General features: G+C 29.4%; 25 protein-coding genes and 1 riboswitch. Of the genes, 10 read left to right on the forward strand and 15 right to left on the reverse strand.

Annotated elements, in window-relative coordinates; genetic code table 11:
- Positions 1-110 precede the first annotated feature (110 nt).
- Positions 111-1,394: a PTS sugar transporter subunit IIC gene (locus RSF37_RS07570; RefSeq protein ID WP_332563797.1), complete on the forward strand. Its 1,284-nt coding sequence runs from the start codon at positions 111-113 to the stop codon at positions 1,392-1,394.
- A 160-nt stretch (positions 1,395-1,554) separates the two neighbouring features.
- Complete coding sequence (gene hcp, locus RSF37_RS07575; RefSeq protein ID WP_332563828.1) at positions 1,555-3,195, forward strand: hydroxylamine reductase; 1,641 nt, start codon at positions 1,555-1,557, stop codon at positions 3,193-3,195.
- A gap of 169 nt (positions 3,196-3,364) precedes the next feature.
- On the opposite strand, the gene RSF37_RS07580 is transcribed toward hcp, so the two are convergent.
- On the reverse strand, positions 3,365-3,907 hold the full coding sequence (locus tag RSF37_RS07580) for a class IV adenylate cyclase (RefSeq protein ID WP_332563798.1): 543 nt from the start codon (positions 3,905-3,907) through the stop codon (positions 3,365-3,367).
- A 246-nt stretch (positions 3,908-4,153) separates the two neighbouring features.
- Here RSF37_RS07580 and RSF37_RS07585 point away from each other — a divergent pair, with 246 nt between their 5' ends.
- The gene (locus RSF37_RS07585) at positions 4,154-5,761 is read left to right on the forward strand and encodes a Na/Pi cotransporter family protein (RefSeq protein ID WP_332563799.1); all 1,608 of its coding nucleotides are present in this window, start codon (positions 4,154-4,156) and stop codon (positions 5,759-5,761) included.
- A gap of 288 nt (positions 5,762-6,049) precedes the next feature.
- Here RSF37_RS07585 and RSF37_RS07590 read toward each other — a convergent pair whose 3' ends face one another.
- On the reverse strand, positions 6,050-6,847 hold the full coding sequence (locus RSF37_RS07590; protein ID WP_332563800.1) for a transposase-like zinc-binding domain-containing protein: 798 nt from the start codon (positions 6,845-6,847) through the stop codon (positions 6,050-6,052).
- A gap of 234 nt (positions 6,848-7,081) precedes the next feature.
- Here RSF37_RS07590 and RSF37_RS07595 point away from each other — a divergent pair, with 234 nt between their 5' ends.
- Complete coding sequence (locus RSF37_RS07595; protein WP_332563801.1) at positions 7,082-8,119, forward strand: nucleoid-associated protein; 1,038 nt, start codon at positions 7,082-7,084, stop codon at positions 8,117-8,119.
- Positions 8,120-8,229: 110 nt separating this feature from the next.
- On the opposite strand, the gene argF is transcribed toward RSF37_RS07595, so the two are convergent.
- From argF to RSF37_RS07630, 7 genes are read right to left on the reverse strand one after another with little or no spacing between them, the layout of a single operon-like run.
- Entirely contained in the window at positions 8,230-9,150 is a 921-nt protein-coding gene (gene argF, locus RSF37_RS07600; protein ID WP_332563802.1) for an ornithine carbamoyltransferase, read from the reverse strand.
- Between the two features lie 17 nt (positions 9,151-9,167).
- The gene (locus RSF37_RS07605; RefSeq protein WP_332563803.1) at positions 9,168-10,331 is read right to left on the reverse strand and encodes an aspartate aminotransferase family protein; all 1,164 of its coding nucleotides are present in this window, start codon (positions 10,329-10,331) and stop codon (positions 9,168-9,170) included.
- Between the two features lie 17 nt (positions 10,332-10,348).
- Complete coding sequence (argB, locus tag RSF37_RS07610; RefSeq protein WP_332563804.1) at positions 10,349-11,209, reverse strand: acetylglutamate kinase; 861 nt, start codon at positions 11,207-11,209, stop codon at positions 10,349-10,351.
- 15 nt (positions 11,210-11,224) lie between these two features.
- The gene (gene argJ / locus RSF37_RS07615; protein WP_332563805.1) at positions 11,225-12,433 is read right to left on the reverse strand and encodes a bifunctional glutamate N-acetyltransferase/amino-acid acetyltransferase ArgJ; all 1,209 of its coding nucleotides are present in this window, start codon (positions 12,431-12,433) and stop codon (positions 11,225-11,227) included.
- 46 nt (positions 12,434-12,479) lie between these two features.
- On the reverse strand, positions 12,480-13,526 hold the full coding sequence (gene argC, locus RSF37_RS07620; protein ID WP_332563806.1) for an N-acetyl-gamma-glutamyl-phosphate reductase: 1,047 nt from the start codon (positions 13,524-13,526) through the stop codon (positions 12,480-12,482).
- Positions 13,527-13,553: 27 nt separating this feature from the next.
- Positions 13,554-14,954, reverse strand: a complete 1,401-nt coding sequence (argH, locus tag RSF37_RS07625; RefSeq protein ID WP_332563807.1) for an argininosuccinate lyase — start codon at positions 14,952-14,954, stop codon at positions 13,554-13,556.
- 19 nt (positions 14,955-14,973) lie between these two features.
- Positions 14,974-16,194, reverse strand: coding sequence for an argininosuccinate synthase (locus RSF37_RS07630; protein WP_332563808.1), 1,221 nt, complete (start codon positions 16,192-16,194; stop codon positions 14,974-14,976).
- Positions 16,195-16,435: 241 nt separating this feature from the next.
- On the opposite strand from RSF37_RS07630, the gene RSF37_RS07635 reads away from it, so the two are divergent.
- Positions 16,436-16,738 carry a DUF1540 domain-containing protein gene (locus RSF37_RS07635; protein ID WP_332563809.1) on the forward strand — a complete coding sequence of 101 codons (303 nt, stop codon included), beginning with the start codon at positions 16,436-16,438 and terminating at the stop codon, positions 16,736-16,738.
- Between the two features lie 46 nt (positions 16,739-16,784).
- Here RSF37_RS07635 and RSF37_RS07640 read toward each other — a convergent pair whose 3' ends face one another.
- Together RSF37_RS07640 and RSF37_RS07645 are read right to left on the reverse strand one after the other, a co-directional pair.
- Positions 16,785-17,165, reverse strand: a complete 381-nt coding sequence (locus RSF37_RS07640) for a DUF4363 family protein (protein WP_332563810.1) — start codon at positions 17,163-17,165, stop codon at positions 16,785-16,787.
- A complete protein-coding gene (locus RSF37_RS07645; RefSeq protein ID WP_332563811.1) occupies positions 17,165-17,869 on the reverse strand; it encodes a DUF421 domain-containing protein in 705 nt (234 codons plus the stop codon). The genes RSF37_RS07640 and RSF37_RS07645 overlap by 1 nt, the downstream gene beginning before the upstream one ends.
- Before the next feature lie 152 nt (positions 17,870-18,021).
- On the opposite strand from RSF37_RS07645, the gene RSF37_RS07650 reads away from it, so the two are divergent.
- A complete protein-coding gene (locus tag RSF37_RS07650) occupies positions 18,022-19,677 on the forward strand; it encodes a nucleoside kinase (RefSeq protein ID WP_332563812.1) in 1,656 nt (551 codons plus the stop codon).
- A gap of 51 nt (positions 19,678-19,728) precedes the next feature.
- On the opposite strand, the gene RSF37_RS07655 is transcribed toward RSF37_RS07650, so the two are convergent.
- On the reverse strand, positions 19,729-20,220 hold the full coding sequence (locus RSF37_RS07655; protein WP_332563813.1) for a hypothetical protein: 492 nt from the start codon (positions 20,218-20,220) through the stop codon (positions 19,729-19,731).
- 154 nt (positions 20,221-20,374) lie between these two features.
- Complete coding sequence (locus RSF37_RS07660) at positions 20,375-20,863, reverse strand: hypothetical protein (protein WP_332563814.1); 489 nt, start codon at positions 20,861-20,863, stop codon at positions 20,375-20,377.
- Between the two features lie 183 nt (positions 20,864-21,046).
- On the opposite strand from RSF37_RS07660, the gene RSF37_RS07665 reads away from it, so the two are divergent.
- A complete protein-coding gene (locus RSF37_RS07665; protein WP_332563815.1) occupies positions 21,047-21,388 on the forward strand; it encodes a hypothetical protein in 342 nt (113 codons plus the stop codon).
- 64 nt (positions 21,389-21,452) lie between these two features.
- Here the strand turns inward: RSF37_RS07665 and RSF37_RS07670 are convergent, their stop codons facing one another.
- Positions 21,453-21,935, reverse strand: a complete 483-nt coding sequence (locus tag RSF37_RS07670; RefSeq protein WP_332563816.1) for a hypothetical protein — start codon at positions 21,933-21,935, stop codon at positions 21,453-21,455.
- A 198-nt stretch (positions 21,936-22,133) separates the two neighbouring features.
- On the opposite strand from RSF37_RS07670, the gene sdaAB reads away from it, so the two are divergent.
- Positions 22,134-22,817: an L-serine ammonia-lyase, iron-sulfur-dependent subunit beta gene (sdaAB, locus tag RSF37_RS07675; protein ID WP_332563817.1), complete on the forward strand. Its 684-nt coding sequence runs from the start codon at positions 22,134-22,136 to the stop codon at positions 22,815-22,817.
- Positions 22,817-23,695, forward strand: coding sequence for an L-serine ammonia-lyase, iron-sulfur-dependent, subunit alpha (gene sdaAA, locus RSF37_RS07680; RefSeq protein ID WP_332563818.1), 879 nt, complete (start codon positions 22,817-22,819; stop codon positions 23,693-23,695). Before sdaAB ends, sdaAA begins: the two co-directional genes overlap by 1 nt.
- A 69-nt stretch (positions 23,696-23,764) precedes the next feature.
- Here the strand turns inward: sdaAA and RSF37_RS07685 are convergent, their stop codons facing one another.
- Positions 23,765-24,109: an SdpI family protein gene (locus tag RSF37_RS07685; protein ID WP_332563819.1), complete on the reverse strand. Its 345-nt coding sequence runs from the start codon at positions 24,107-24,109 to the stop codon at positions 23,765-23,767.
- Positions 24,110-24,299: 190 nt separating this feature from the next.
- Positions 24,300-24,410, forward strand: a riboswitch (TPP riboswitch).
- An 84-nt stretch (positions 24,411-24,494) separates the two neighbouring features.
- On the opposite strand from RSF37_RS07685, the gene thiW reads away from it, so the two are divergent.
- A complete protein-coding gene (gene thiW / locus RSF37_RS07690; protein WP_332563829.1) occupies positions 24,495-25,025 on the forward strand; it encodes an energy coupling factor transporter S component ThiW in 531 nt (176 codons plus the stop codon).
- The last annotated feature ends 1 nt before the right edge of the window (position 25,026 follow it).

Raw genomic sequence — 25,026 nt, forward strand, 5'->3', positions numbered from 1 at the left:
ATAAAAACACAAATGAAAATATGTCATATTATTTATAAATGAAATTATAAATATGAAAATTATATTTTAGAAATAGTATGGCAAATTAAATAGCATGGGAGGAAAGTCAAATGAAAAAATTTATGGACTGGATGGAAGCACACTTTATACCTGTTGCGGCTAAAATAGGGGCTCAAAGACACTTAGTTGCTATTCGTGACGGTTTTGTAACTATCATGCCACTAATTATGGCAGGAGCATTTGCTGTATTAATTAATAACTTAGGTTGGGAACCTTATCAAAACTTTATGAATAGTATTTTACCAGCAAACTGGAAGGATTTCGGAGGAGCAATTTGGAATGTTTCCTTTGGATTTATGTCAATCCTTGTTGTTTGTACTATCTCATATCATTTAGCTAAGAGCTATGATAAAGATGGAATGGCAGCAGCTGTTATTTCACTAGCATCATTTATGATGTTATATCCTCAAACAGCTTTAGCTGGAGATGCAGGATCTGCATACTCAGTAGATGCTATGGGAGCAAAAGGATTATTTGTTGCAATTATAGTAGCACTTATAGCTACAGAAATATTTGTTAAACTTATTGGTAATCCTAGATTAGTAATTAAGATGCCAGATGGAGTACCACCTGCAGTATCAAAATCATTTGCTGCATTAATACCTTCAATATTAGTATTAATAATTGCAGGAGCAGTTAAATTTATATTACTTGGAATCGGAATAGACAATATATTTGATACAGTATACAATGCAATACAAAGTCCACTTCAAGGAGTTATAGGTAGCTTCTGGGGTATGATAGTATTAATTTTAATACAACAATTACTATGGTTCTTTGGACTACATGGTTCAAACATATTAGCACCAGTAATAAATGCAGTATTATTACCATTACTTGAAATGAACATGTTAGCTGTTAAGTCAGGTGCACAACCTCAATACATCTTTAACAGCCAATTCCTAGATTCATATGTAAATCTAGGTGGTTCAGGTACAACTATTGCTTTAATAATAGCTATATATATAGCAGGTAGAAGAAGTAAACAACAAATGATGATTACTAAATTAAGTACAGCACCAGGATTATTTAATATAAATGAGCCAATGATTTATGGTATGCCACTTGTATTAAATCCAATCTACTTTATACCATTTATGCTAGCACCACTAGTATCAGCATCAATTGCATACTTCTTAACATCAATTGGATTTGTTCCAAGAGTAGCTTACATGGCAACATGGACAACTCCACCAATTATAGGGGCTGCAATTTCAACTAACTCAATTATGGGAGCAGTTACAGCATTAATTTGTTTAGCAGTTTCAATATGTATTTACTTACCATTTGTAATAATGGCAACAAAACAAGAATTAGACTCAGAAGGACTTTAAAAGTAATAACCTTAGGCTTTTGCCTAAGGTTATTTTAGTTTAGATAATTAATTGATAATTTAAAAAAGGTATATTAAAACTTCTTTTGTGAAACATAATTATAAGATATTTTGTATCTAATTATGATCGTGAAGGGAGTTTTTCTATTTTGGATAATTTAATGTTCTGTTATCAGTGTGAGCAAACTTTTGGTGGTAAAGGGTGTACAAAAATTGGGGTATGTGGAAAAACACCAGAAATTGCAGCACTTCAAGACTTACTTATATATGAGCTTAAGGGGATTAGTATTTATGCTAAAGGTTTAATGAAAAAAGGCGACAGTATAAATAAAGATGTAGTTAAATTTGTTGAAGATAGTTTATTTACCACTTTAACTAATGTTAATTTTGATGAAGAAGTTCATGTTGAATTACTTAAAAAATCACAGTTAATAAAAGAAGAACTTGAAGAAAAATACGGTGATGTAATAGATAAGGAACAGTGCACATATAAGCTAAGTAGTACTAAAGAAGAGATGATAAAGGATGCAAAGATAGCATCTATTATGTATGATGAGGATTTAGATGAAGATATTCGCTCATTAAGACAAACGATAATATATGGATTGAAAGGAATAAGTGCTTATGGTCATCAGGCAAGATTCCTAAATTATTTTTCAGATGAAGTAGATAACTTTTACTTTAGTGCATTAGAGTGTACTACAAATGATAGCTTATCTGTTGAAGAATTAATAAGAATGACTATGAAAGCTGGAGATATTAGCGTTATGGTTATGAAAGTTTTAGATGAAGCTAATACAGAATCGTATAAACATCCATCACCGAAAAAAGTGAATGTGAATATGAAAAAGGGCCCATTTATAATTATATCAGGGCATGACTTAAAAGATTTAAAAATGCTCCTAGAACAGACTGAAGGCACTGGGGTAAATATTTATACTCATGGAGAGATGCTTCCGGCACACGGCTATCCAGAGCTTAATAAGTATACTCATCTTGCAGGTAACTTTGGGAGTGCATGGCAAAATCAACAAAAAGAATTTGATAATATTAATGGGTGCATAATAATGACAACTAATTGCCTTATGCGACCTAGGGAAAGTTATAAAGATAGAATTTATTCAACGAATGTTGTTGGATGGGAAGGTATTAAGCATATAGGTACTAAAGAGGGTGGGATGAAAGACTTTACTGAAGTTATAAATAAAGCTATAGAGCTTGGTGGGTATAAGGAAGATGATGAAATAAAAGAAATTACAGTTGGATTTGGACGTAATGCAACACTTTCACATGCAGAAGATATAATAAATTTTGTTAAGAGTGGTGACATAAGACACTTCTTTTTAATTGGTGGATGTGACGGTGCAAGACCTGGAAGAAATTATTATACAGAATTTGCAGAAAAGGTTCCAAAGGACTGTGTGATTTTAACTTTAGCTTGTGGAAAGTATAGATTTAATAAATTAGATTTTGGTGACATAAATGGTATACCAAGATTACTAGATGTTGGACAGTGTAATGATGCCTACTCAGCAGTTAGAATTGCAACAGCACTTGCAGATGCGTTTGAAACGGATATAAATGGCTTGCCATTGGCTATTGTGTTGTCATGGTATGAACAGAAAGCTGTTGCAGACTTACTTGCGTTATTATCATTAGGTGTTAAAGGAATATATTTAGGACCATCACTTCCAGCATTTATAAGTCCTAATGTGCTTCAGTATCTAGTTGACAATTTTGATATAAAACCAATAAGTACAGCAGAAGAAGATTTAAATTCTATTCTTAAGCAAGAATCATAGGAGGTTTATAGTATGAGTTCAAAGGATAATAAAGAGGAAAGTAACAAAAAGGAAGTAGTTAAAGAGCATAGTAATAGAGAGAAGGATCTTAAAAAGAGTGAAATAGACTGGGAATTAATTAGATAAAGTAAAAAGGGGTGTAAAATATTTTACACCCCTTTTGAATAGATTATTTTTCATTGTATTCAGATACAAGTTCATAGACTGTTTTAGAAGTTGTATCTTCCATTTTATAACCGATTAAGTCTAGTATGTTTTGAAGGCTTTCTTCAGATGAAGTTTCAATTTCTATATAAGGGAAGGGACAGAAATCTTTATCATTTATATCTATTTCAACTAAGCCATCTAACACTGCATAGCTTTCTCTATATTTTTTTATTGATTGATGAAGTTTAAGACCTAGTGCTTTAAAGATTCCTTCAGACATTACTTTATCACTTACTATCACTTCGTTTTCTTCCATCTCTTTGAATTTACCTTGAGATAGAAGTTTTTTTGTTGTCATAAAGATTACTTCTTTATTTTCTAAAAGATCATTTACAGTTCTTATTCTTGCATAACCTTTATGCTTTAGAAGTCTACCATCTTCAAAATCATATATATCATTTATTTGATTTTCAGATTTTACTTTTTTAGCACCAATTGAATTAAGTTTTTCTCTTAATTTATCAACATCAATATTTACGATTCTTGTTTCTAATTCTTTTGCCATATTTTACGCCTCCTGAATATAGTTTATATAAGTAATTTTACATTAATTAGATGAGGTTTTAAATATAAACGACAGAATTATGTAAAAAATGAGTCGAAATAGAAACAAAGTGTAAACGGAAAGTTAATATAACGTTATACCTATTAACTTTATGAATAAAAGGTTATATTATTAGATTATACGTTAAAAATAAGTTAAACATTTATAATATTTATAAAACGATATAAAGGTTGGAGGAAGAAAATAGTGGATATATTAGCAATTATTTCAGGTCTTATTGGTGGATTAGGTCTTTTCCTTTATGGTATGAAGTTAATGGGAGATGGTCTTGAAAATGCTGCCGGTGAAAGATTAAAATCAATTATTGAAAAAGTTACGAGTAATAGATTCATAGGAGTTTTAGTTGGTGCATTTGTTACTGCTATAATTCAAAGTTCAAGTGCAACTACAGTAATGGTAGTAAGTTTTGTTAATGCAGGACTTATGAACTTAATTCAAGCTGCTGGAATTATAATGGGAGCTAATGTTGGTACAACAATAACAGCTCAAATGGTATCATTTGATTTAGAAGGAATAGCACCACTAGTAATAGGAATTGGTGTTATAGTAACTTTAGTTGCTAAAAAGAAGAAGACAAGAGACGTTGCAGGTATTTTATTAGGATTTGGTATTCTATTCTTAGGAATGGGAATGATGTCAAATGCTATGAAGCCAATTGCGGATTCAGAAATATTTAAACAATTCGTATTTTTAGTTGGAAATAATATATTCTTAGGAATTTTAGCAGGTCTAGTAATGACTGCTGTAGTTCAAAGTTCATCAGCAACAACTGGTATACTTATAGCTCTTGCAACAGCAGGTGCAATTCAATTAAATGTTGCATTACCAATTATACTTGGATGTAACATAGGAACATGTGTTACTGCATTACTTGCAGCAGTTGGTGCAAATAAGACAGCTAAAAAAGCTGCTATAATTCATCTGTTATTTAATATTATTGGAACTGTAATTTTCATTCCATTCATAGGAATGTTAGTAAATATAGTTCAAACAATGAGTCCAGATAGTGTAGCTAGACAAGTAGCTAATGCTCATACTATATTTAATATAACAGTTACTTTAGTACTGTTACCATTTGCTAACCTTTTAGTAGTATTAGCAAATAAGATACTTCCAGGTGAAGATAAAGTAGAGAAAAAAGGTACTTTATACTTAGATGATAAACTACTTGAAACACCAGTTATCGCATCAGTTCAAGCGGAAAAAGAAACTTTAAGAATGGCTAAGAAAGCAAAAGAAAACTTTGAGCTTTCAATGAGGGCATTTAAGAATAATACTGAAAAAGATGCTGATAAAGTTATCAAGGATGAAGATATAATAGATATGCTTGAAAGAGAAATTGCTGATTATTTAGTTAAAATATCTCAAGCAGAACTTTCTGAAGAGGTTAATAATGATGTAACTTCAAACTTCCATGTAATAAGTGATCTAGAGAGAATTGGAGATCATGCTAAAAATATAGCAGAACTTGCTTTAGAAAAAATACATGGCAAAATTGAGTATGATGAAGATGAAACTCAAGATTTAAATATTATGTATAATACAACATTAGAAGTGGTTGAAATGGCATTCTATGCATATGAAAATAAGGATGCTGAAGGTATCAAAGCATTAGCTAAGTTAGAATCTGCTATCGATGCTATGGAAAAAGAATTAAGAAATAACCATATTAAAAGACTTTCAGGTAAGAAGGCTTCAGCTTATGGTAGTGTAATATTCTTAGATATTATAAGTAACTTAGAAAGAATAGGAGATCATGCAGTAAATATTGCGGAAGTAATTTCAAATAAATAATATATAATCTGTGTAATTTAGGAGTAGCACTTTAGGGTGGTGCTCCTTTTTGTATGTAGAGGCGTATGTGGAAGTATTTCATAATAAAACTCTATATTGCAATGTTCTAGTTTAATGTTGATGGGCTAAATTCAAGAAAGTAGAAAAATGTATAATAAACTAATAAAAAGAAGAAAAATATAGAAAAAAAGAGAAAGTGAAATGAATAAAAAATACATAAATATTAATAAAATAAGCTTGTACAATATTAAGTTAAATAGAATACTCTTAAAAATATAATTAAAAAATTTAGGAGCAGAATATTGCATTTATAATATTTGAAGTCATAACTTTATTATTAAATGAGTCTTCAAAAACATGAATAAACCAATCTAAATAGGCATCTAGATATTTAGTTGCAACACCTCTAAAAATACCAAGCCATATTTTTAAAAGAGAAGAAAACCCATATAAACTATCTTTTAAATTAATCTTTTTTAATGCGGAACATTCCTTAAATCTAAATAGATCCTTATTTAATCTCTTAGCTATTGCAGGAGAATATCTATCATAAAAACCAGTGATATTAGAATTGAAATTAATTTTATTTTTTAGTAAATTATATGAATCAGATTGGTACAGCATGCCTTTAGAAACTATTTTAGAAAAAGACATATATTTTTCATTTACTATAATAGATAGAAAAACTTTTTTTCTTGGTTCTGGAATTAAAGATACTGGGGGTACTTTCTGTCCTTTAAAGCTTTCATTAAAATTAATATGTTTTAAGCCAATATAATTATAAAGATAAATATTGTTATTGCAGTTTGGAAGTTTGTTTAAGATTTTATGTCTCCATTTAAAGGATGTATCAATACTTATATGTAATTTAGCTGCACATTTTCTAATACTATTACCTGAGAACATTAAATTACAGTAGTCATACCAATAACTACTAGGTTTTTTTGAATTATACCATATAGAGTTAGTACATTCAGAAAATGTTCTACAACAAACTTTACACTTGTATCTTTGAATTTTTTTGTAACGACCATATTTAATAAATGATTCACTTGAACAAAAGGGACAATTTTTATAATTATTCATGCATATTCACCTCATTAGATTATAGCCAAGAAAAATGAAAATTAAACTACCAACACATAAACGGAACATTGGAATAAGGAAGTATTTATTATAAAACAATGCAATAACGACAACTTATAACTATATAAAAAATAAAATTATACTGTAGAAAGTATAAGAAGAATCACCTATTGCGGAAGAGAACATTTATGATACAATATAACATGTTATGAATTAGGGAGGATTAGAAATTTTATGGAATATATAAATGATATTAATATAAATGAAGCAGTAATACATATATTAGATAGCAATGGCGGTGAGCCGGTACTAAACGAATACACTTTAGATTTAAATGAAGATATATACAAATTTGTATTTAAACATATAGAAAAATGTTTCAAAGATGAAGAATTAAAATATGCGAAGTTTAATGCAGGAAGAAGTATAGTAAAGGAAGTTGTACAAGATTACTTAAATGGAATCGACAGTGACCTTATAAGCTTATCAAAAGAGCTTGCAATGCAGATGTTTGCAATAATGAATGGTAATGTTAATATACCATCATGTGACCTTATAGTAGCATCAATAGTTACAGATCAAGGACCAATGATTGCAGTACTTAAAATGGATTACATAAAAAACTTTACACACCAAGTTGAATTTGTTGAAAACAAAATAGGTATAGGAATAGTACCACAATCAGCAGGACTTCCAGGAAGCTCACAAAAGATTCAAAAAGCTGCTTTTATAAAACCTATAAGAGAAGATGATAAGTACAACCTTATGGTACTAGACAAACAAAGAAAGAGTAAAAATGAAGAAGAGTATGGAGCAAATTACTTCATAAACAATTTCTTAGGATGTACTATAGTTGCAAATGAAAGAGATGTAACTAAAAACTTTTTAAAGGCAGCAGAGGCTTGGACTAGAGAAAACTTCAGTGAAGATGCTGACCAAGCAGAAAAAGTTCGTAGTACAGTTAAAGCTAAACTTAGAGAAGAAGAAGTAATAAATATAGATGAACTTTCAGAAGAGCTATTTAAAAATGAAGGAAATATAAAAGAGAATTTCAGAACTTTTGTTAAGAGTCAAGGTGCTGAAGAAGTAGAAGTCGACAAGACATGGGTAGATAAGAAGCTTAAAAGAGTGAGACTTAAAATAGATAAAGAGATAGACCTTTATATAGATGAAGAAGTTTATAATGATGAAAGTAAATTTGAAATTGTAAGAAATGGTGACGGAAGTATTAATATGGTTATTAAACATGTTAAAAACTACATAGAAAAATAATTATATAAAAAATGCAAATATAAGTGAAAGAATTTTTTTAAAATCTTAGATTTATTCTTGAGGGAATTACAAGATGATAAATTCACTATATATTTGCACTTATACAAAATTTAACTCATTAGCTTAACTAATACTGCTTTTTGTGCATGAAGTCTATTTTCAGCTTCATCAAATATAGAAGGAGAGTATCTATCTAGTATTTCACTAGTTATTTCTTCGCCTCTATGAGCAGGCAAGCAGTGAAGAACTATAGCATCATCTTTTGCATAGTTCATAAGATTTGAATCCACACAGAAGCCTTTGAAGGCTTCTTTTCTTTTGTTACTTTCAGACTCTTGCCCCATGCTAGCCCAAACATCAGTTATAACAACATCAGCATCTATAATTGCCTCTTTAGGTGAAGTTGTAAATTCAAAGTTAACTTTGTTTAAAGAAGCTAGTTCCTTTGAATATTCAATATAATCATCTAAAGGTGAATAATCTTTTGGACATGCAACAGAAAAGTTCATACAGACTTTAAGGCAACCAACCATTAAAGAATGAGCCATATTGTTACCATCTCCAATATAACAAACTTTAAGCCCTTCAAAGGAATTCTTATATTCACGTATTGTCATTAAATCTGCTAGTACTTGACATGGATGTTCTAAATCAGTAAGCCCATTTATTATTGGAATAGTTGAATACTTTGAAAGGTCATTAACTTCATCTTGAGAGAATGTTCTAATCATTATCGCGTCTATATATCTAGATAAAACTCTTGCTGTATCGCAAATTGGTTCACCACGACCAATTTGAAGGTCGTTAGAACTTAAAAATAATGGATAGCCACCAAGATCATTCATACCAACTTCAAAGGAAACTCTAGTACGAGTAGATGCCTTTTCAAATATCATACCTAAAGTTTTTCCTTTAAGTAATTTATGTGGTATACCATGGTTTTTTTCATATTTTAGTTGATCCCCAAGGTTGAGTATTTCAAGTATTTCATCTTTAGAAAGTGATTTCATAGTTAGCAAATCTTTTTTCATAAATAGCCCTCCTTTATTTATCCTATTAAGTCTAATAGAATATTAGCCCCAATTTTAATTTCTTCATAGCTTATAGTAAGTGGAGGAAGAAGTCTTATTACATTTCTACCAGCAGTTAATACAAGAAGACCTTTATCTAAAGCTTTTTTTTGTATTTCGCTGCTATTTAAATTAGTTTCTATTCCAATCATTAGACCTTTTCCACGTACTTCTTTTATGTGGTTACTTTTATAATTTTTTAATATAGATGAAAGTAATTCACCTTTTTTTGATACATCTAACAAGAAATCTTCATTTAATACTTTGTTAGAAACAGTTAAAGCTGCGGATGAACAAAGGGGATTACCACCAAAGGTTGTACCGTGGTCACCCGGTGAAAATACATCTTTTAATTTCTCATTACACATAAATGCGCCAATTGGAAGTCCAGAACCAAGACCTTTTGCAACTGTTACTATATCAGGAGAAACATTAAAGTGATTATAGCCAAAGGCCAATCCAGTTCTACCTATTCCACATTGGACTTCATCAAATATAACTAATATATCTTTTTCACTACAAAGTTTGAAAATTTCATGGACAAATTCTTGAGATAAGGGATTAACGCCACCCTCACCTTGAATAGCTTCAATCATTATGGCACAAACATCTGCAGTAAGTGATTTCTTTAACTTTACAATATCGTTAGCCTTAGTATATTTAAATCCTTCAGGGAATGGGTGGAAGTATTTGTGAAATTTTTCTTGGCCCGTTGCTTTTAATGTACTTAAAGTTCTTCCATGGAAAGAATTTTCTAATGTTAATATAGTACTTCTTTTATCGGTTTCATATTTGTCATAACTATATTTCCTTGCTAGTTTTATTGCACCTTCATTTGCTTCAGCTCCAGAGTTTTGGAAACATATTTTACTCATTTTAGAAATAGAACATAATTTGTTTGATAATACAGTATTTTTATCATTTAAAAAAATATTAGAAGTGTGAAGCAAATTTTTAGCTTGTTCTATTATAGTTTCAGTTAAGTCTTTATCACAATAACCTAGTGAATTAACACCTATTCCACTTGTAAAGTCTAAATATTTGTTGTTTAAATTATCATAAAGATAAGTCCCAGAACCTTTTGTAAATATTACTTCAAAAGGTGAGTAAGTATTCATTAGAGAATTATTTAAATAGTCCATAAATATCATATCCTTTCTTAATAAATCATTGTACCAATACCATCATCTGAAAATAGTTCAAGAAGAAGAGCATTTTTAACAGTGCCATCAATAATATGAGCTCTATTTACTCCCATCCTAATTGCTTCAACGCAGCAATCAATTTTTGGAATCATTCCAGATTTTATAATCTCATCTTGAGTAAGTTTTGGTATTTCATGAAGTCTAAGCTTGGATATAAAAGTATTAGGATCATTTTGGTCAAGCATAACTCCTTTAACATCAGTTAGAAGTATTAGTTTTTCAGCTTTTAAAGAAGCTGCTATTTTTGAGGCGCATGTATCAGCATTAATGTTATATACACTATTTCCATCAGATGATAGTGCGATACTTCCAACTACAGGAATGTAATCTGAATTTAATGCCATATCGAGTAGGTTATTATTTATAGTTGTAATTTCCCCAACATTACCTAGGTCTTCTGATGATTCATATTTTGTAGCTTCAATTAATGCTCCATCCATTCCGCAAAGGCCTATAGCTTTTCCGCCTTTTTTTTGGAATAAACTAACTAGATCTTTATTCACTTTTCCGGCAAGAACCATTTGAACTAGTTCAATAGTTTCATTATCTGTATATCTAAGTCCATTAATGAATTTACTTTGGATATTTAATTTGTTAAGAAATTCAGATATGTGAGGACCTCCACCATGAACGACTACAGGGTTAATGCCGACGCACTTTAAAAGTATAATATCTTTAATAACAGACTCTCTTAAAGAATCTGAAAGCATAGCATTTCCACCATATTTAATAACGATTGTTTTACCATAATGTTTTTGGATGTAGGGAAGGGAATTAACTAATATATCCCCCCTTAATGAATCCTTTGAACTCATAAAAATTTCACTCCTTTAACTTCGATATTCAGCATTTATTTTTACATAATCATAACTTAAATCACAGCCAAAGGTTGTAACTTCAAAGTCACCTATTTTTAAATCAATAATTATAGTTACTTCAGGAGAATTTAATATATTTATAGCTTTATCTTCAGAGAAGTCTAAAGCGGAACCATTTTCGCAAACTTTAATCTCTGAAGTTGATTTAAAATATACATCAACTAAATTTAGATCAAAATCTCCATTGCTATAACCAAGAGCGCAAAGTATTCTACCAAAGTTTGGATCGCTACCAAACATAGCTGCTTTAACTAAAGAAGAATTAATTACACTTTTTGAAATAAGTTCTGCAGACTTTATAGATGACCCATGTAAGACAGTACAGCATATAAGTTTTGTTGCGCCTTCACCATCACTTGCTATTCGTTTAGCTTGAGTTAAATTTAATGTATTTAATGCATTTAAAAACTTATAATAGTTTTCATCTTTTTTATTTATAATTTCATTTTTTGCTTGTCCGTTTGCAATTATTAATACCATATCATTAGTACTTGTATCACCATCAACTGAAACCCTGTTGTAACTTATATTTACACTTTCTTTTAATGCTTCATTTAGAAGAACATTACTTATTGAAAGGTCAGTCGTTATAAAGGAAAGCATTGTTCCCATATTAGGTTCAATCATTCCTGATCCTTTAGAAATAGATCCTATAGTTATTTCTTTATCATCTATATAAAATTTAATAGCACATTCTTTTGTAAAAGTATCAGTTGTTAAAATTGCAGATGCTGCATCATTAGAGTTAGAACTAAGTGAAGAAACAAGAGAATCCATATTAGAGGTTATTAGTTCTATATTTAATGGAACACCAATTACTCCAGTTGAAGCAACTAATACATTACTTGGATTTATCTTAAGTGTATTTCCACAGGTTATAGCCATCTTTTTAGCATTTTTAAGTCCATTTTCTCCATTTAATGTATTTGCATTACCGCTATTTATTAATATTGCTTGAGCTTTATTATCTTTAAGATGATCTTTAGTTATAAATAGAGGAGCTCCTTTCACCGCGTTTTTTGTATACACACCAGCTGCCGTACCTAGTGTGCTTGAATATATGAGTGCTAAGTCTTTTTTTGATTTTTTAAGGCCAACATGTATACCAGAAGAATAGAAACCTTCTGGGGAAGTTATACTTCCATTTTCTAAAAATTCCATTTAAAAAGCCCCCTTTTTTATTGGAAAGTATAAAAGTTAATATTAATTAGAACGCAGGAGGAATAAAGTTTAGACCACAAGTTTCTTCAAAGCCTAAAGCTATATTCATATTTTGAATTGCTTGTCCGCTTGCACCTTTTATCATATTATCAATAGTACTTATAATAATAAGTTCATCTTTTCTATGATTAATATGAAGAGATATATTGCAATGATTTGAAAATGTAACATCTTGTATTTTTGCTGTTGAATAAAGAGGAAGAACATTTACAAAAGGCTCATTTTTATAGAATTCATTATAAATTTCGTGAATTTTTTTTAGAGTGGAAGTTAAAGGGTTTTTTAAAGTACAGTATATAGTTGAGAGTATTCCACGATTTATCGGAAGTAGGTGAGGTGTAAATATAACAGTTACATCATTAGTAGGTGAGGAAGCTTTAGTTAAAGTTTCTTCTATTTCAGGTATATGTCTATGCGATCCAATGCTATATGGACCAAAGTTTTCATTAACAGAAGTGAAGTGTGATGAATCAGTTAAGCCTCTTCCAGCTCCAGTAGTGCCAGATTTTGAGTCACAGATTATTTTTTTTGTTTCTATTAATGAATTTTTAAGTAGTGGAAGAAGAGCAAGTTCAATAGATGTTGGATAGCAGCCAGGATTACCAATTACTTTAGAGTTTTTAATTTTGTCTCTATTCATTTCAGGTAGTCCATAAATACTAATTTCATGAAGTGATTTTTTACTATATGATTTTCCGTACCATTTTTTATAAGAGTCTTCATTATCTAATCTAAAATCAGCCCCTAGATCAATTGAAAGTTTTCCTTTAGTAAAAGCTTTGTATACAATATCTTCACTTAGTCCATGGGGAAGAGCGGTAAATATAACATCACAGTTATTTATAACCTCATCTATATCTTCACATACTAAGTCAGTTTTGTTATAAAAGTTTTTATAAATATCACTAATTTTATTACCTTTATAGCTAACAGAGCTAATTTTATAAAGTGATACTTTAGGATGTGAAAGGAGGAGCCGCGTAAGCTCTGCTCCTACATATCCAGTTGCCCCAATTATCCCAACTTTAATCATAAATATAACCCCCTTTTGCATATATGATTATTTTAAATCTAAGTTAATTAATTCATGCTCCTTTATAAAGCTTTCTAAAAACTTTAGCTGAGTTAATATTGAATCTTTACCAGGACCACCAATTACATTTCGTTCATTTACACAAGTTAAAAGATTTATAGCGTTATAAACATCTTCTTCAAAAACATGAGAAAAGTTTTTAAGTTCTTGAATTGTTAAATCACTTAAACCTTTATTTTCCTTTATGCAGTACAGAACAGATTCCCCAACTATTCCATGTGCTTCTCTAAAAGGAACGCCTTTTTTAACTAAGTAATCAGCAAGATCAGTTGCATTTGTAAATCCAAGCTCTGCACCATCTCTCATAATATCTTCATGTAGCTTCATAGTATTTATCATTCCAGTGAATGTAGTAATAGAAATTTTTACTGTATCTAATGCATCAAATAAAGCTTCCTTATCTTCTTGCATATCTTTGTTATATGCAAGAGGTAGTCCTTTCATTACTGTAAGAAGTGTTATTAAGTCTCCATAAACTCTACCAGTCTTACCACGAACTAGTTCTGCAACATCAGGATTCTTCTTCTGAGGCATAATACTACTGCCTGTACTGTATTCATCTGATAGTTCTACAAAGTTAAATTCATTAGTACACCAAAGAATTACTTCTTCAGAGAATCTTGAAAGATGCATCATAATTATTGATAGTACGGATAGAAGTTCTATAACGTAATCTCTATCTGATACCGAGTCTATGCTATTTAAAGTTACTTTCTTAAATGAAAGTTCTTTTGCTACAAAGCATCTATCAATTGGATAAGTTGAAGTAGCAAGTGCGCCACTACCTAAAGGCATTTCATCTAATCTAATTAAATAATCTTTAATTCTTGAAATATCACGCTTAAACATTTCAGCATAAGCTAAAATATGATGTGAAAATGTAATCGGCTGTGCCTTTTGAAGATGAGTATAGCCAGGCATAATAGTGTCGATATTCTCATTAGCTTTTACATAGATTACTTTTAATAGTGATACTAAGTCATTAATTATCATAGGAACATAGCCTTTTAAATAAAGTTTAAGGTCTAAAGTAACTTGATCGTTTCTACTTCTTCCAGTATGAAGCATCTTCCCATCATCACCAATATAGTAAGTTAAAAGTCCCTCAATAAAACTATGAATATCCTCTGAGGATTCATCTATATCAATAACATCATTGTCTAATCTTTTTAATAACTCATTTAAACCATCTTCAATTTTAATACATGAAGACTTAGGAATTATATTTTGCTTTTTTAACATTCTAACGTGAGCTATACTTCCTAAAATATCTTCTTTATACATTCGTTGATCTATTCTAATGGATGAGTTAAAATCATTAACATCTTTATTAGTTCCTTCTTTAAATCGTCCGCCCCAAAGTTTCATAATATTTAGCTCCTTACAATTAATTATTTGATAAGGACTTTTCCATCATAGCTTTTACTGTAATAGGTAGTCCAAATAGATTTATAAATCCTGCTGAATCATTTTGATTATAAACATCATCTTCGCCAAAGGTAGCAAAGTCCTCGTTATATAGTGAGTATGGAGAAGTTATTCCTGCATTTATTATATTTCCTTTATATAATTTAAGCTTAACATCACCAGTTACATTTTCTTGAGTTTTGTTTACAAAGGAGGAAAGAGCTTCTCTAAGAGGAGTGTACCACTGGCCGTTATAAACTATATCTGCAAATTTTAAAGCTATCATCTCTTTGTAGTGTGCTGTTTCTTTATCAAGGCATAATGATTCTAAAAGTGAATGTGCTTCATAAAGAATTGTTCCACCTGGAGTTTCATAAACACCTCTTGATTTCATACCAACAAGTCTATTTTCAACCATATCGATTATCCCAATGGCATTTTTACCACCAATTTCATTAAGTTTTTCTAAAAGTTCTACGCCAGGTAAAGTTTGTCCATTTAATGAAACTGCAACTCCTTTATTAAATCCAAGTGTTATATAAGTTGGTTCATCTTTTGCATCTTCTAATGTTTTAGAAAGTTCTAATATTTTTTTGTAATCTGGTTCATTTTTAGGATCTTCAAGGTCTAGTCCTTCATGGCTTAAGTGCCATATATTTTTGTCTTTACTATAATTTGTTTCTGGTGTTATATTAAGCGGAATATTTCGTTCCTTAGCATATGCGATTTCTTCTTCACGAGATTTTATATCCCATATTCTCCAAGGTGCAATTATATCCATTTCAGGTGCAAATGCTTTTATTGCAAGTTCGAATCTCACTTGATCATTTCCTTTACCAGTACAACCGTGACAAATAGCTAAGGCCCCATTTTCTTTAGCTATTTCTACGAGTCTTTTACCCATTAATGGTCTTGCAAATGATGTTCCTAAAAGGTATTTACCTTCGTATACAGCAGATGCTTTAATTGTTTCAAATATATATTCATTAACAAATTCTTCTGTTAGATCTTCAATATATATTTTTGATGCCCCAGAGTTTAATGCTTTCTCTTCAAGTCCAGAAAGTTCATCTTTTTGTCCTACGTTGCAAGCAACTGCAATTACTTCTTCCACCCCATAAGTTTCTTTAAGCCATGGAATTATAATGGACGTATCAAGGCCTCCTGAATATGCTAATACAACTTTTTTATAATTTTTCATAATATAGCCCCCTTAATTTTAAAAAATATTTACAATAATTACTAAGATAAAAAAGATTATACTACTTAAAGTATAATTATGCAAGTATAAATGCATAAAAATTTAAAAAACAAAGAATTAATGTATAATATGCAATAAATAGCAAAAAATATACATAATAATTGTTATAAATTTTAGGGTTAAAATATGTAGTTTAACAAATAATAAAGAAGTAAAGATATATTAAAAGGAGTGATTAATTATGGCTACATTAAGTTGTGGAGTAGGAGAATGTTCTCATAACAAAGAAAATCATTGTTGTTTACAATCAATAGATGTAGGAGGTTGTCATGCTAAAACATCTAGTTCAACTAATTGTAATAGTTTTGATGAAAAAGAAGGATCATTATCAAGCTTAGAGCAATCAATAAATCCCAATATGGCAATAAGTTGTGCAGCTGCAAACTGCATGTACAATGAGAATGAAAGATGCGTATCAAATTATGTTGATATAGAAGGACAGAATTCTAGTACTGAATGTTCAAGTTTTGTACCAAAACAATAAGTATAAATAAAAAGTGTCTGCTATAAATATTTATAGCAGACATTTTTTATAAGATGTTTCTTATTTTAGGACTTTGAAGTTCTTTAATTCTAGCTGCATTATATTTTACAACATGGAGGGCTGCTAGAGCATCGTTTTTAGTTTTACATTTTATGTTAACTGTTAATAAAACAGTATTGTCAACTAATTGGTCAAGTTCTACATGGTTAGTGTACATAGAAGAAATAAATGATTCGTTTCTTAACAATTCTAATAATACAACAGAATCAGCATAAGCTTTATCCCAATTGTTTTCATTTAATAATTCTTCAATTTTTTCACTATCTGCAGAAATTGTATCACAAAGATTGATAAGTTCGTTATGAGCAAAAAAAACAAATCCAATAACTGTTAAAAATAAAATTATTGATAGTACTGTATTCTTCATTACTGTTGCTCCTTTGAATATTTATCGTAAAGTTGTACCTTGAAATTTCCATTTGTATCATACATGGCAATAAGAACTTTTTTAATATCATCAATACCGTTATCTTTCAATTGTTTATATATCCAATCTTTATTTTTATTAACTTTAGTTAATGGATTTTTATTTATCTTTCCATCAGATACTAGAATTTTAGGAAGATGTAATTCATTTGATTTTGAATTATCTTTTTTTTGAATACTTTCTTTACTTAAAATTTCATTATTTTCCATAGGTAAAAATGATATATGGCCATTTGTTTCAAGAATAGCATAATTAATCTCGTCTAAATTAAAATATCCTGAAAGCCTCATTTCTTCCATAAGTTCATCTATATTAATTTGCTGACTTTTAAGCGAATTATAATTAATTTTACTTTTATAAATTAAAATTGATGGTTCTCCTTCAACAACTCTTCTTGCAAACTGACATTTTAGTTGAAGTTGAGAAAGTAAAATTTTAAGAAATAAAAGAGTTAATATTGGAATAATTCCGAGTAACAATGGTAGCCTACTATCTTGCATTGGTAGTGAAGCTAAGTCAGAAATCATTATAGTAATTACGAATTCATAAGGCTGAAGTTCGCCTACTTGACGTTTTCCCATAAGTCTCATTACTAAAACTACTAAAATATAAAGTATAGTAGTTCTTATACAAACAACAAACATTTTTAAACACCTCTCTAGTAAATAATATTTGTAGAATTGTACAATTCTATTCAAAGATAGATTATATTTCATAGGTTTTAAAAAAGGTTAAAAAGAAATATAATAAAAGTAAGTTAAAGAATTTATATGTAAGAGAGGAGCAAGGTAAAGTTATGAATTTAAATATAACTCTTGAGGATGGCAAAATAATTTCAATAGAAAAGGGAAGTACATTTAAAGATATTATAGAGATGTATTACAAAGAGGATATTAATAATATTGCTCTTTGTACATTAAATGGTGAGTATTACGAGCTTATAAGAGAAGTACCAGAGGATGGAAAGCTTAAAAGAGTACATTTTAATAGTGATGAAGGAATTAATGTTTATACAAGAACACTTCAATTTATATTTATAAAGGCAGCACTTGATTTGTTTGAAGATTCTAAGATAACAATAGAACATTCTATTAGCAAGGGGCTTTTTGGTGAAATTCATAAAGAAAAAGTTCTAAATGAAGAGGATGTTAAAAATATAAAAGTTAGAATGAAAGAACTAATAGATAAAAATTTACCTATTAATAAAATACAAGTATCTAAAAATGAAGCAATAGAAGTATTTGAAAAATATAATATGGAAGATAAGGTTAAGCTTTTAACTTATATGGATTTTGATACTGTAAAACTTTATGAATTAGATGGAAGATATGATTATTTCTATGGTCAAATGGCATACAGTACCGGTGTTATAAAAGCATGGGACCTTATGTATTATGATTCAGGATTTATTTTAAGATGTCCAAGAAAGGAAGACTTAAATAGCATTCCACCTTATAAAGAGCAAAAGAGACTTTCTAATGTTTTTTATGAGACAGAAAGATGGCTTAATATACTTGGAATCAGTGATGTTGGAACACTTAATGAAAAGATTATGGAAAATGATCTTAAAGATGTAATATTAGTTTCAGAGGCACTTCATGAAAAGAAGTTTGCAAATATTGCAGATAATATTACAAATAAAAAAGGTGTTAAAATTATTCTTATTGCAGGACCATCGTCATCAGGTAAAACAACTTTTGCAAATAGATTAAGTATTCAACTTAGGGTAAATGGATTCCAACCAATACCTCTTAGTTTAGATGATTACTTTATAGATAGAGAGCTTAGCCCTAGAGATGAAAATGGTGATTATGATTTTGAATCTATATATTCATTAGATTTAGAAACTTTAAATGATCATTTAGAAAAGCTTTTAGAAGGAGAAAAGGTTGAAATTCCAACTTATAACTTTATGAAAGGGAAGAGAGAATGGCTTGGACATAAAGTTAGACTACCTCAAAATGGTGTTCTTATTGTTGAAGGAATACATGCTCTAAATCCTATTTTAACAGCAGCAATAGGAGAGGAATTCAAGTATAAGGTTTATATATCAGCATTAACACAACTTAACTTAGATAATCATAATAGAATACCAACAACTGATGTAAGAAAGATTAGAAGGATAGTTAGAGATTTTTTATCAAGAGGTTATGGTGGGGAAGAAACATTAAAGATGTGGCCATCAATTAAAAGAGGAGAGAGAAAAAATATTTTCATCTACCAAGAAGAGGCAGATGAAATGTTTAACTCAACATTAGTTTATGAACTTTGCGTACTAAAACCATATGCATTAAAAGAGCTAACTAAAATAGAAAAAGATAGTCCAATTTATAATGAAGCAAGACGACTAATATCATTTTTAAATTTCTTTAAAGAAATACCAATGGATAAAGTTCCAGAAAACTCAATATTACGTGAGTTTATTGGAGGAAGTTGTTTCTATAAATATTAGATTGTAAAAAAAGCCTAAAATGCAATTATACATTTTAGGCTTTTTATAATATTATAGTTTAGTTATTTTTATTCTATATTTTTTGAAAGCTTCTTCAACAAGGAACTTATTGTTCTTATTTACTTTAAATGAAAGAGTTGCTTTATTAGTAAATATAATAACATTAAATTTATCTTTAACTGGTACTATTTGGACAGTTTTTAATTGTTTATAACTATAAAATTGTCCTAAATAACAAACACCATCTTGGCAAAATGTAAATCTTAAAGATAAAACTGTTTGATAAATTATAAATAATATAGGAATCAAAATGTATATACTTGATACATCTAGTAATGTACCACCTGAATTTTTTATAGAAATCATACCAGCAACTAAAATAAATAAAACGAGCATAACGTTAAAAATAGCAGCTCCTGAATAAACACCTATTTTAATATAAGGACCTTTCTTTTTATGATGTGACTCAATATAAAAGCTTCTTCCAACAAAGAAAATTACAGCTACAAGTAGAGCTATTTCAAATATGTGCATTCCACTCACATGAATCTCCCCCTTTCATAATTATTCAATTATATAATAGCAAATTTTTTTTAGTTAATTGTTTACAGTGTGTGAACAATTAACTAAAGATATTATTAATAGAATGTTTTAAATCAAAAAAAGGTGAGCTTTTAATTAAGCTCACCTTTAAGATTTAACCGCACATTTTTACATTTACACGATTTTCTCTTAATGATTTAGATAATAAATCAGTACGTTTTTTACCTATCCTGAAATTGAATGAGTCACCTTTACCTTCAATAACAACAGTAGATGCAAAACGACCTTCTCTAATTAAAACTTTATTTATGTTTTTTGAATCTAAATATTGTCCCATACATAATAAGCCTTTATTAAATAATACTAATCTTGATGAAGCGAAAGCTTGGAATACTATCATTATTAATATTAGTAATATAAATATGTACTTCATTGAGAAAAGATTAATATTATTTGCAGTTATATAGGCAAAAGCAAGAATTAGTAGTCCTATGTTTACTAAAGTAATACCAGAAAAGATAGCAAACTTATCTGTTTTATTAGATGTTTTCTTGCAAGTACGTTCAATGTATATTGCCTTACCGATTAGAAATAGAAGTGTTAGAACGATTAATATATTTAATATTAATGAAAAATTTTTCATATGTGTTAAGTCCTCCTTAAAAGTTATGTACTAATTATTGTATAGATAAAAAAAGATAATGGTATGAATAAAATGTAAATTTTACATAAAAGAATAAACTTCTAAATTATCCATTTAACTTGAGTATTTCAATTAAATGTAGTTAAATTAAAATATAATATTAAAATAAGAGGTGTGTAAATAGTGGAAAATAAAGAAGTTCAAGATTACATAAAGAATATAACAAAGGCATCAGCTTACTTTATATTTAGAAATGGACCTATTAAAGATTTATATAAAGACGGCAAAATAAATGATGAAGAAATGCGTAACATACAAGAATATATGCAAAATCATTTAGCATATCTTTATAATGTATTACTTGAAGAAAGTAATATAAAGAAATTTGAATTAATAACTTCAACTATGAATAAGTTTTATGTTAATGACGAATTAGAAATTGCTATGAATGATGATGGATTTGATAATTTCTATAAAAATTTATTTGAAGGAACAAGCAATCACGGTGGAATTACATTAAAGTAAAAATAAGAAAAATCTAAAAATATAATTATATTTTTAGATTTTTCTATTTTTTTGCCCTATAATTTTAGATTCGTTCTACTTTTATCTTACGATTTTTTAGAACTTCGTAGAAATCATCAGCAGATAATTTATTTATTGAAAAGTTGAATGTAGTTTTATCAAATTCTAATTTTAGTAAATAACTATTTTTTGATTTTTCTTTAAATATAACAGATTTAATATCTGTATATGGAACATTGTAATACATATAGTAAAAGGAGCTATGTGTAAGCAATATTTCTGAATTTACAAATGTGTTTAAAACAAAAATTAATATTATAATAACGAATAAAATCTTATCAAGAAGAGTTCCTTCATTTATAGAAATTATATAAATAAGACCTATAACTAATAAAAGAAATAAAGTTATTATAAATGATAAATTATAATTTCGTATTACGACAAAAGGACCTTCTTTCTTTAAAGCAGATCTTTTAAAATAATTCTTTAGCATAGCAAAGGAATAAAGAACTATAAAGGCAATTTCAATAACTAAAAACCAATCCATTTTTGTATCCTCCTTTAAACTTTAACATTATTTAGTAAATTAAATATAACACCATTGTATGAACACTTAATTAACAACATTTAAACTAAAACTTAAAAATAAATTCTTGTTCATATTCAAAACATATATTGATAAAAGTATATGTAATGGATTAAACTATACTTAGACAAAATTTGCACAGAGGATAAGGTGAGGTATATGAATAATGTAGGTGTTTTTGATATTCTTGGGCCAATTATGATTGGACCATCTAGTTCACATACAGCAGGTGCTGCAAGACTTGGGAAGGTTGCAAGATCAGTTGCTGGAGATGAAGTTGTTAAAGTAACTTTTTATCTTCATGGATCATTTGCAAAAACTTATAAAGGTCATGGTACAGATAGAGCTTTAGTTGCTGGAATTCTTGGAATGGAACCAAGTGATAAAAGATTAAGAGATGCTCTAGAAATTGCTAAAGAAAAAGGTTTGCAATTTGCTTTTGCTGAAGTTGATTTAGGGGATGTACATCCAAACACTGTAAAATTTGATATGATTACAAAATCAAATGAAAGAAGAGAAGTTGTAGGATCTTCAATTGGTGGTGGAAGCATTAAAATTACTGAAGTAAACGGTAATAAAGTTGAATTTACAGGAGATTATCCAACTCTTATAATTGCTCAAAAAGATGTCCCAGGTGTTGTATCTAAAGTAACTAACCTTCTTTATGAAAGAGGAATAAATATTGCATTTATGAGTGTATTTAGAAAGCAAAGAGGACAAGGTGCTAATATGGTTTTTGAATTAGACCATGGTATAGACCGCGAGACAATAAATAAAATAAAAGACACAGAACATATAACAAGAGTTATTATGGTAAACCCTGTAAAGGAAGGTGAAGAATAATGGTTGCAAGAAGTGGAGAAGAACTTGTAAGAATCTGTGAAAATAGAGGGATATCTTTAAGTGAATATGCTATAGAGAGTGAAATGGAAAAGTCAGGTCAAGATAGAGAAGCTGTAATTAAGAAGATGAAAACAACTTTAAAGGTTATGGTTGATGCTGCAACAGAAGGTATGGAAAGTGAAGTTTACTCAGTAAGTGGACTTATTGGAGGAGACGGATATAAAATAAATGAGTACTTAAAAAAAGGTGAAACTTTAACTGGCACTACAACAGTTATGGCAATGGCGATGGCTTTATCATCATCAGAAGTAAATGCATCAATGGGAAGAATAGTAGCTTGCCCAACTGCGGGTTCTTGTGGAATACTTCCAGCTGTTATTTTATCAGCTGGTGCTAAGCTTAATAAGACAGAAGATGAACTTGTTATGGCTCTTTTTGCATCAGCTGCAGTAGGAACTATTATTGCAATGAATGCAACAGTTTCAGGAGCGGAAGGTGGATGTCAAGCCGAATGTGGATCAGCTGCTGCTATGGGATCAGCTGCAGTTGTATACTTAATGGGTGGAACTCCAAAGATGAGCTTAGATGCTGCTGCAATAGTTCTTAAAAATATTTTAGGACTTGTATGTGATCCAGTTGCTGGACTTGTTGAAATACCATGCGCTAAGAGAAATGCATCAGGTGCTATAAGTGCTCTTTGCATGGCTGATTTAGTAATGGCTGGAGTATCATCAAAGATTCCGTTTGATGACACTGTATCTGCTATGTATAAGGTTGGAAGACAACTACCACCAGAACTTAGAGAGACAGCTATGGGTGGTATTGCAATTACAAAAACAGGGCTTGAACTTAAGAAAAAAGTTTTTGGTGATAACTAAATATTAAAGTAAGTATATAAAAAAGATAAGAATTTTGATATTCTTATCTTTTTTAAGTTAATTCATATTTCAGTTTTTGAATTTTATTTTTAATTCTTCCTCTACAATTGCAAGAGAGGCAAGCATTGAAATTACTGAGAATGTTAATCCAACTAATGAAATTATTTCAGGTGTTAGATTAAATAATGTTTTTAATAAAAAAATAAGGGAAATAGATATTATTCCAAATATAACCCAAAGCTTTCCTAAATTAGTATTAGCAAATAGCCAAGCTTTAGAAGATTTCATTGAACGCTCGCTTCTGAATCCACAGTGCTCGTTAATACGGTCTGGTGGATTTATAACATATGTCCCTCCTAAAATAATCATAATAATTGGAATTAAAAAATCAATATAATTTCTTAATATACTCATAAAATCGCCTCCGTTATATGTAAGATTATATTCCCTCTATAGTTATAATATAACACATATATACAATATGTGAATACGATTTCAAAAATTTATTAGATTGTGAATAATGACCTTATAAATTTAGATTATATTTTAAAATTTGTGGACTATATTAAAAATATGGTATAGAATTAAATAGTAAAATAATTAGATATAGAGCTAGGGGAGCCATGAGTTTTTGGCTGAGATTGAAATTGAAATTTCTAAACTCTTATTACCTGATATGGTTAGTACCATCGTAGGGATGCCTTTCGTTTATGAATAATAATATTGATGGATAGAGCGTAACCTTACGTAATTAGGTTACGCTCTTTTTTTATAAATTTTACGTAAGGGGGATATTATGATGAGGAAAGAAAATATGTCTTATAAGTTAGCTTTAAGTGGATTACTTATAGCTGTAGCAACAGTATGCGGTACATTTTCGATACCAATTTTAGGTGCAAGGGTATCACCTATTCAACATTTTATAAATGTAGTATCAGCTATAACTTTAGGACCAGCTTTTTCAGTAGGGAATGCTTTTATAGCGTCACTTATTAGAAATATATTAGGGACAGGGAGCATACTTGCTTTTCCAGGAAGTATGGTTGGCGCGTTACTTGCAGGATTACTTTATAAAAAGTTTGGTAGTGCTATTTTAGCAGTATTTGGGGAAGTATTTGGTACAGGAATAATTGGAGCAGTATTAGCTTATCCACTAGCAACACTTGTTCTTGGAAAAGAGGCTTCAGTATTCTTATATGTAGCACCATTTTTATCAAGCTGTATAGTTGGGTCAATTTTGGCATATACGCTTGTAAGTATTCCAATTATAAAAGAGACACTTGGGATTAATAACAAAAGAGTATTAAAAAAGAAAAAAATATTTAGTTGAA

The sequence above is a fragment of the Clostridium sp. genome (genome assembly GCF_036643715.1).
Lineage (GTDB): Bacteria > Bacillota > Clostridia > Clostridiales > Clostridiaceae > Clostridium.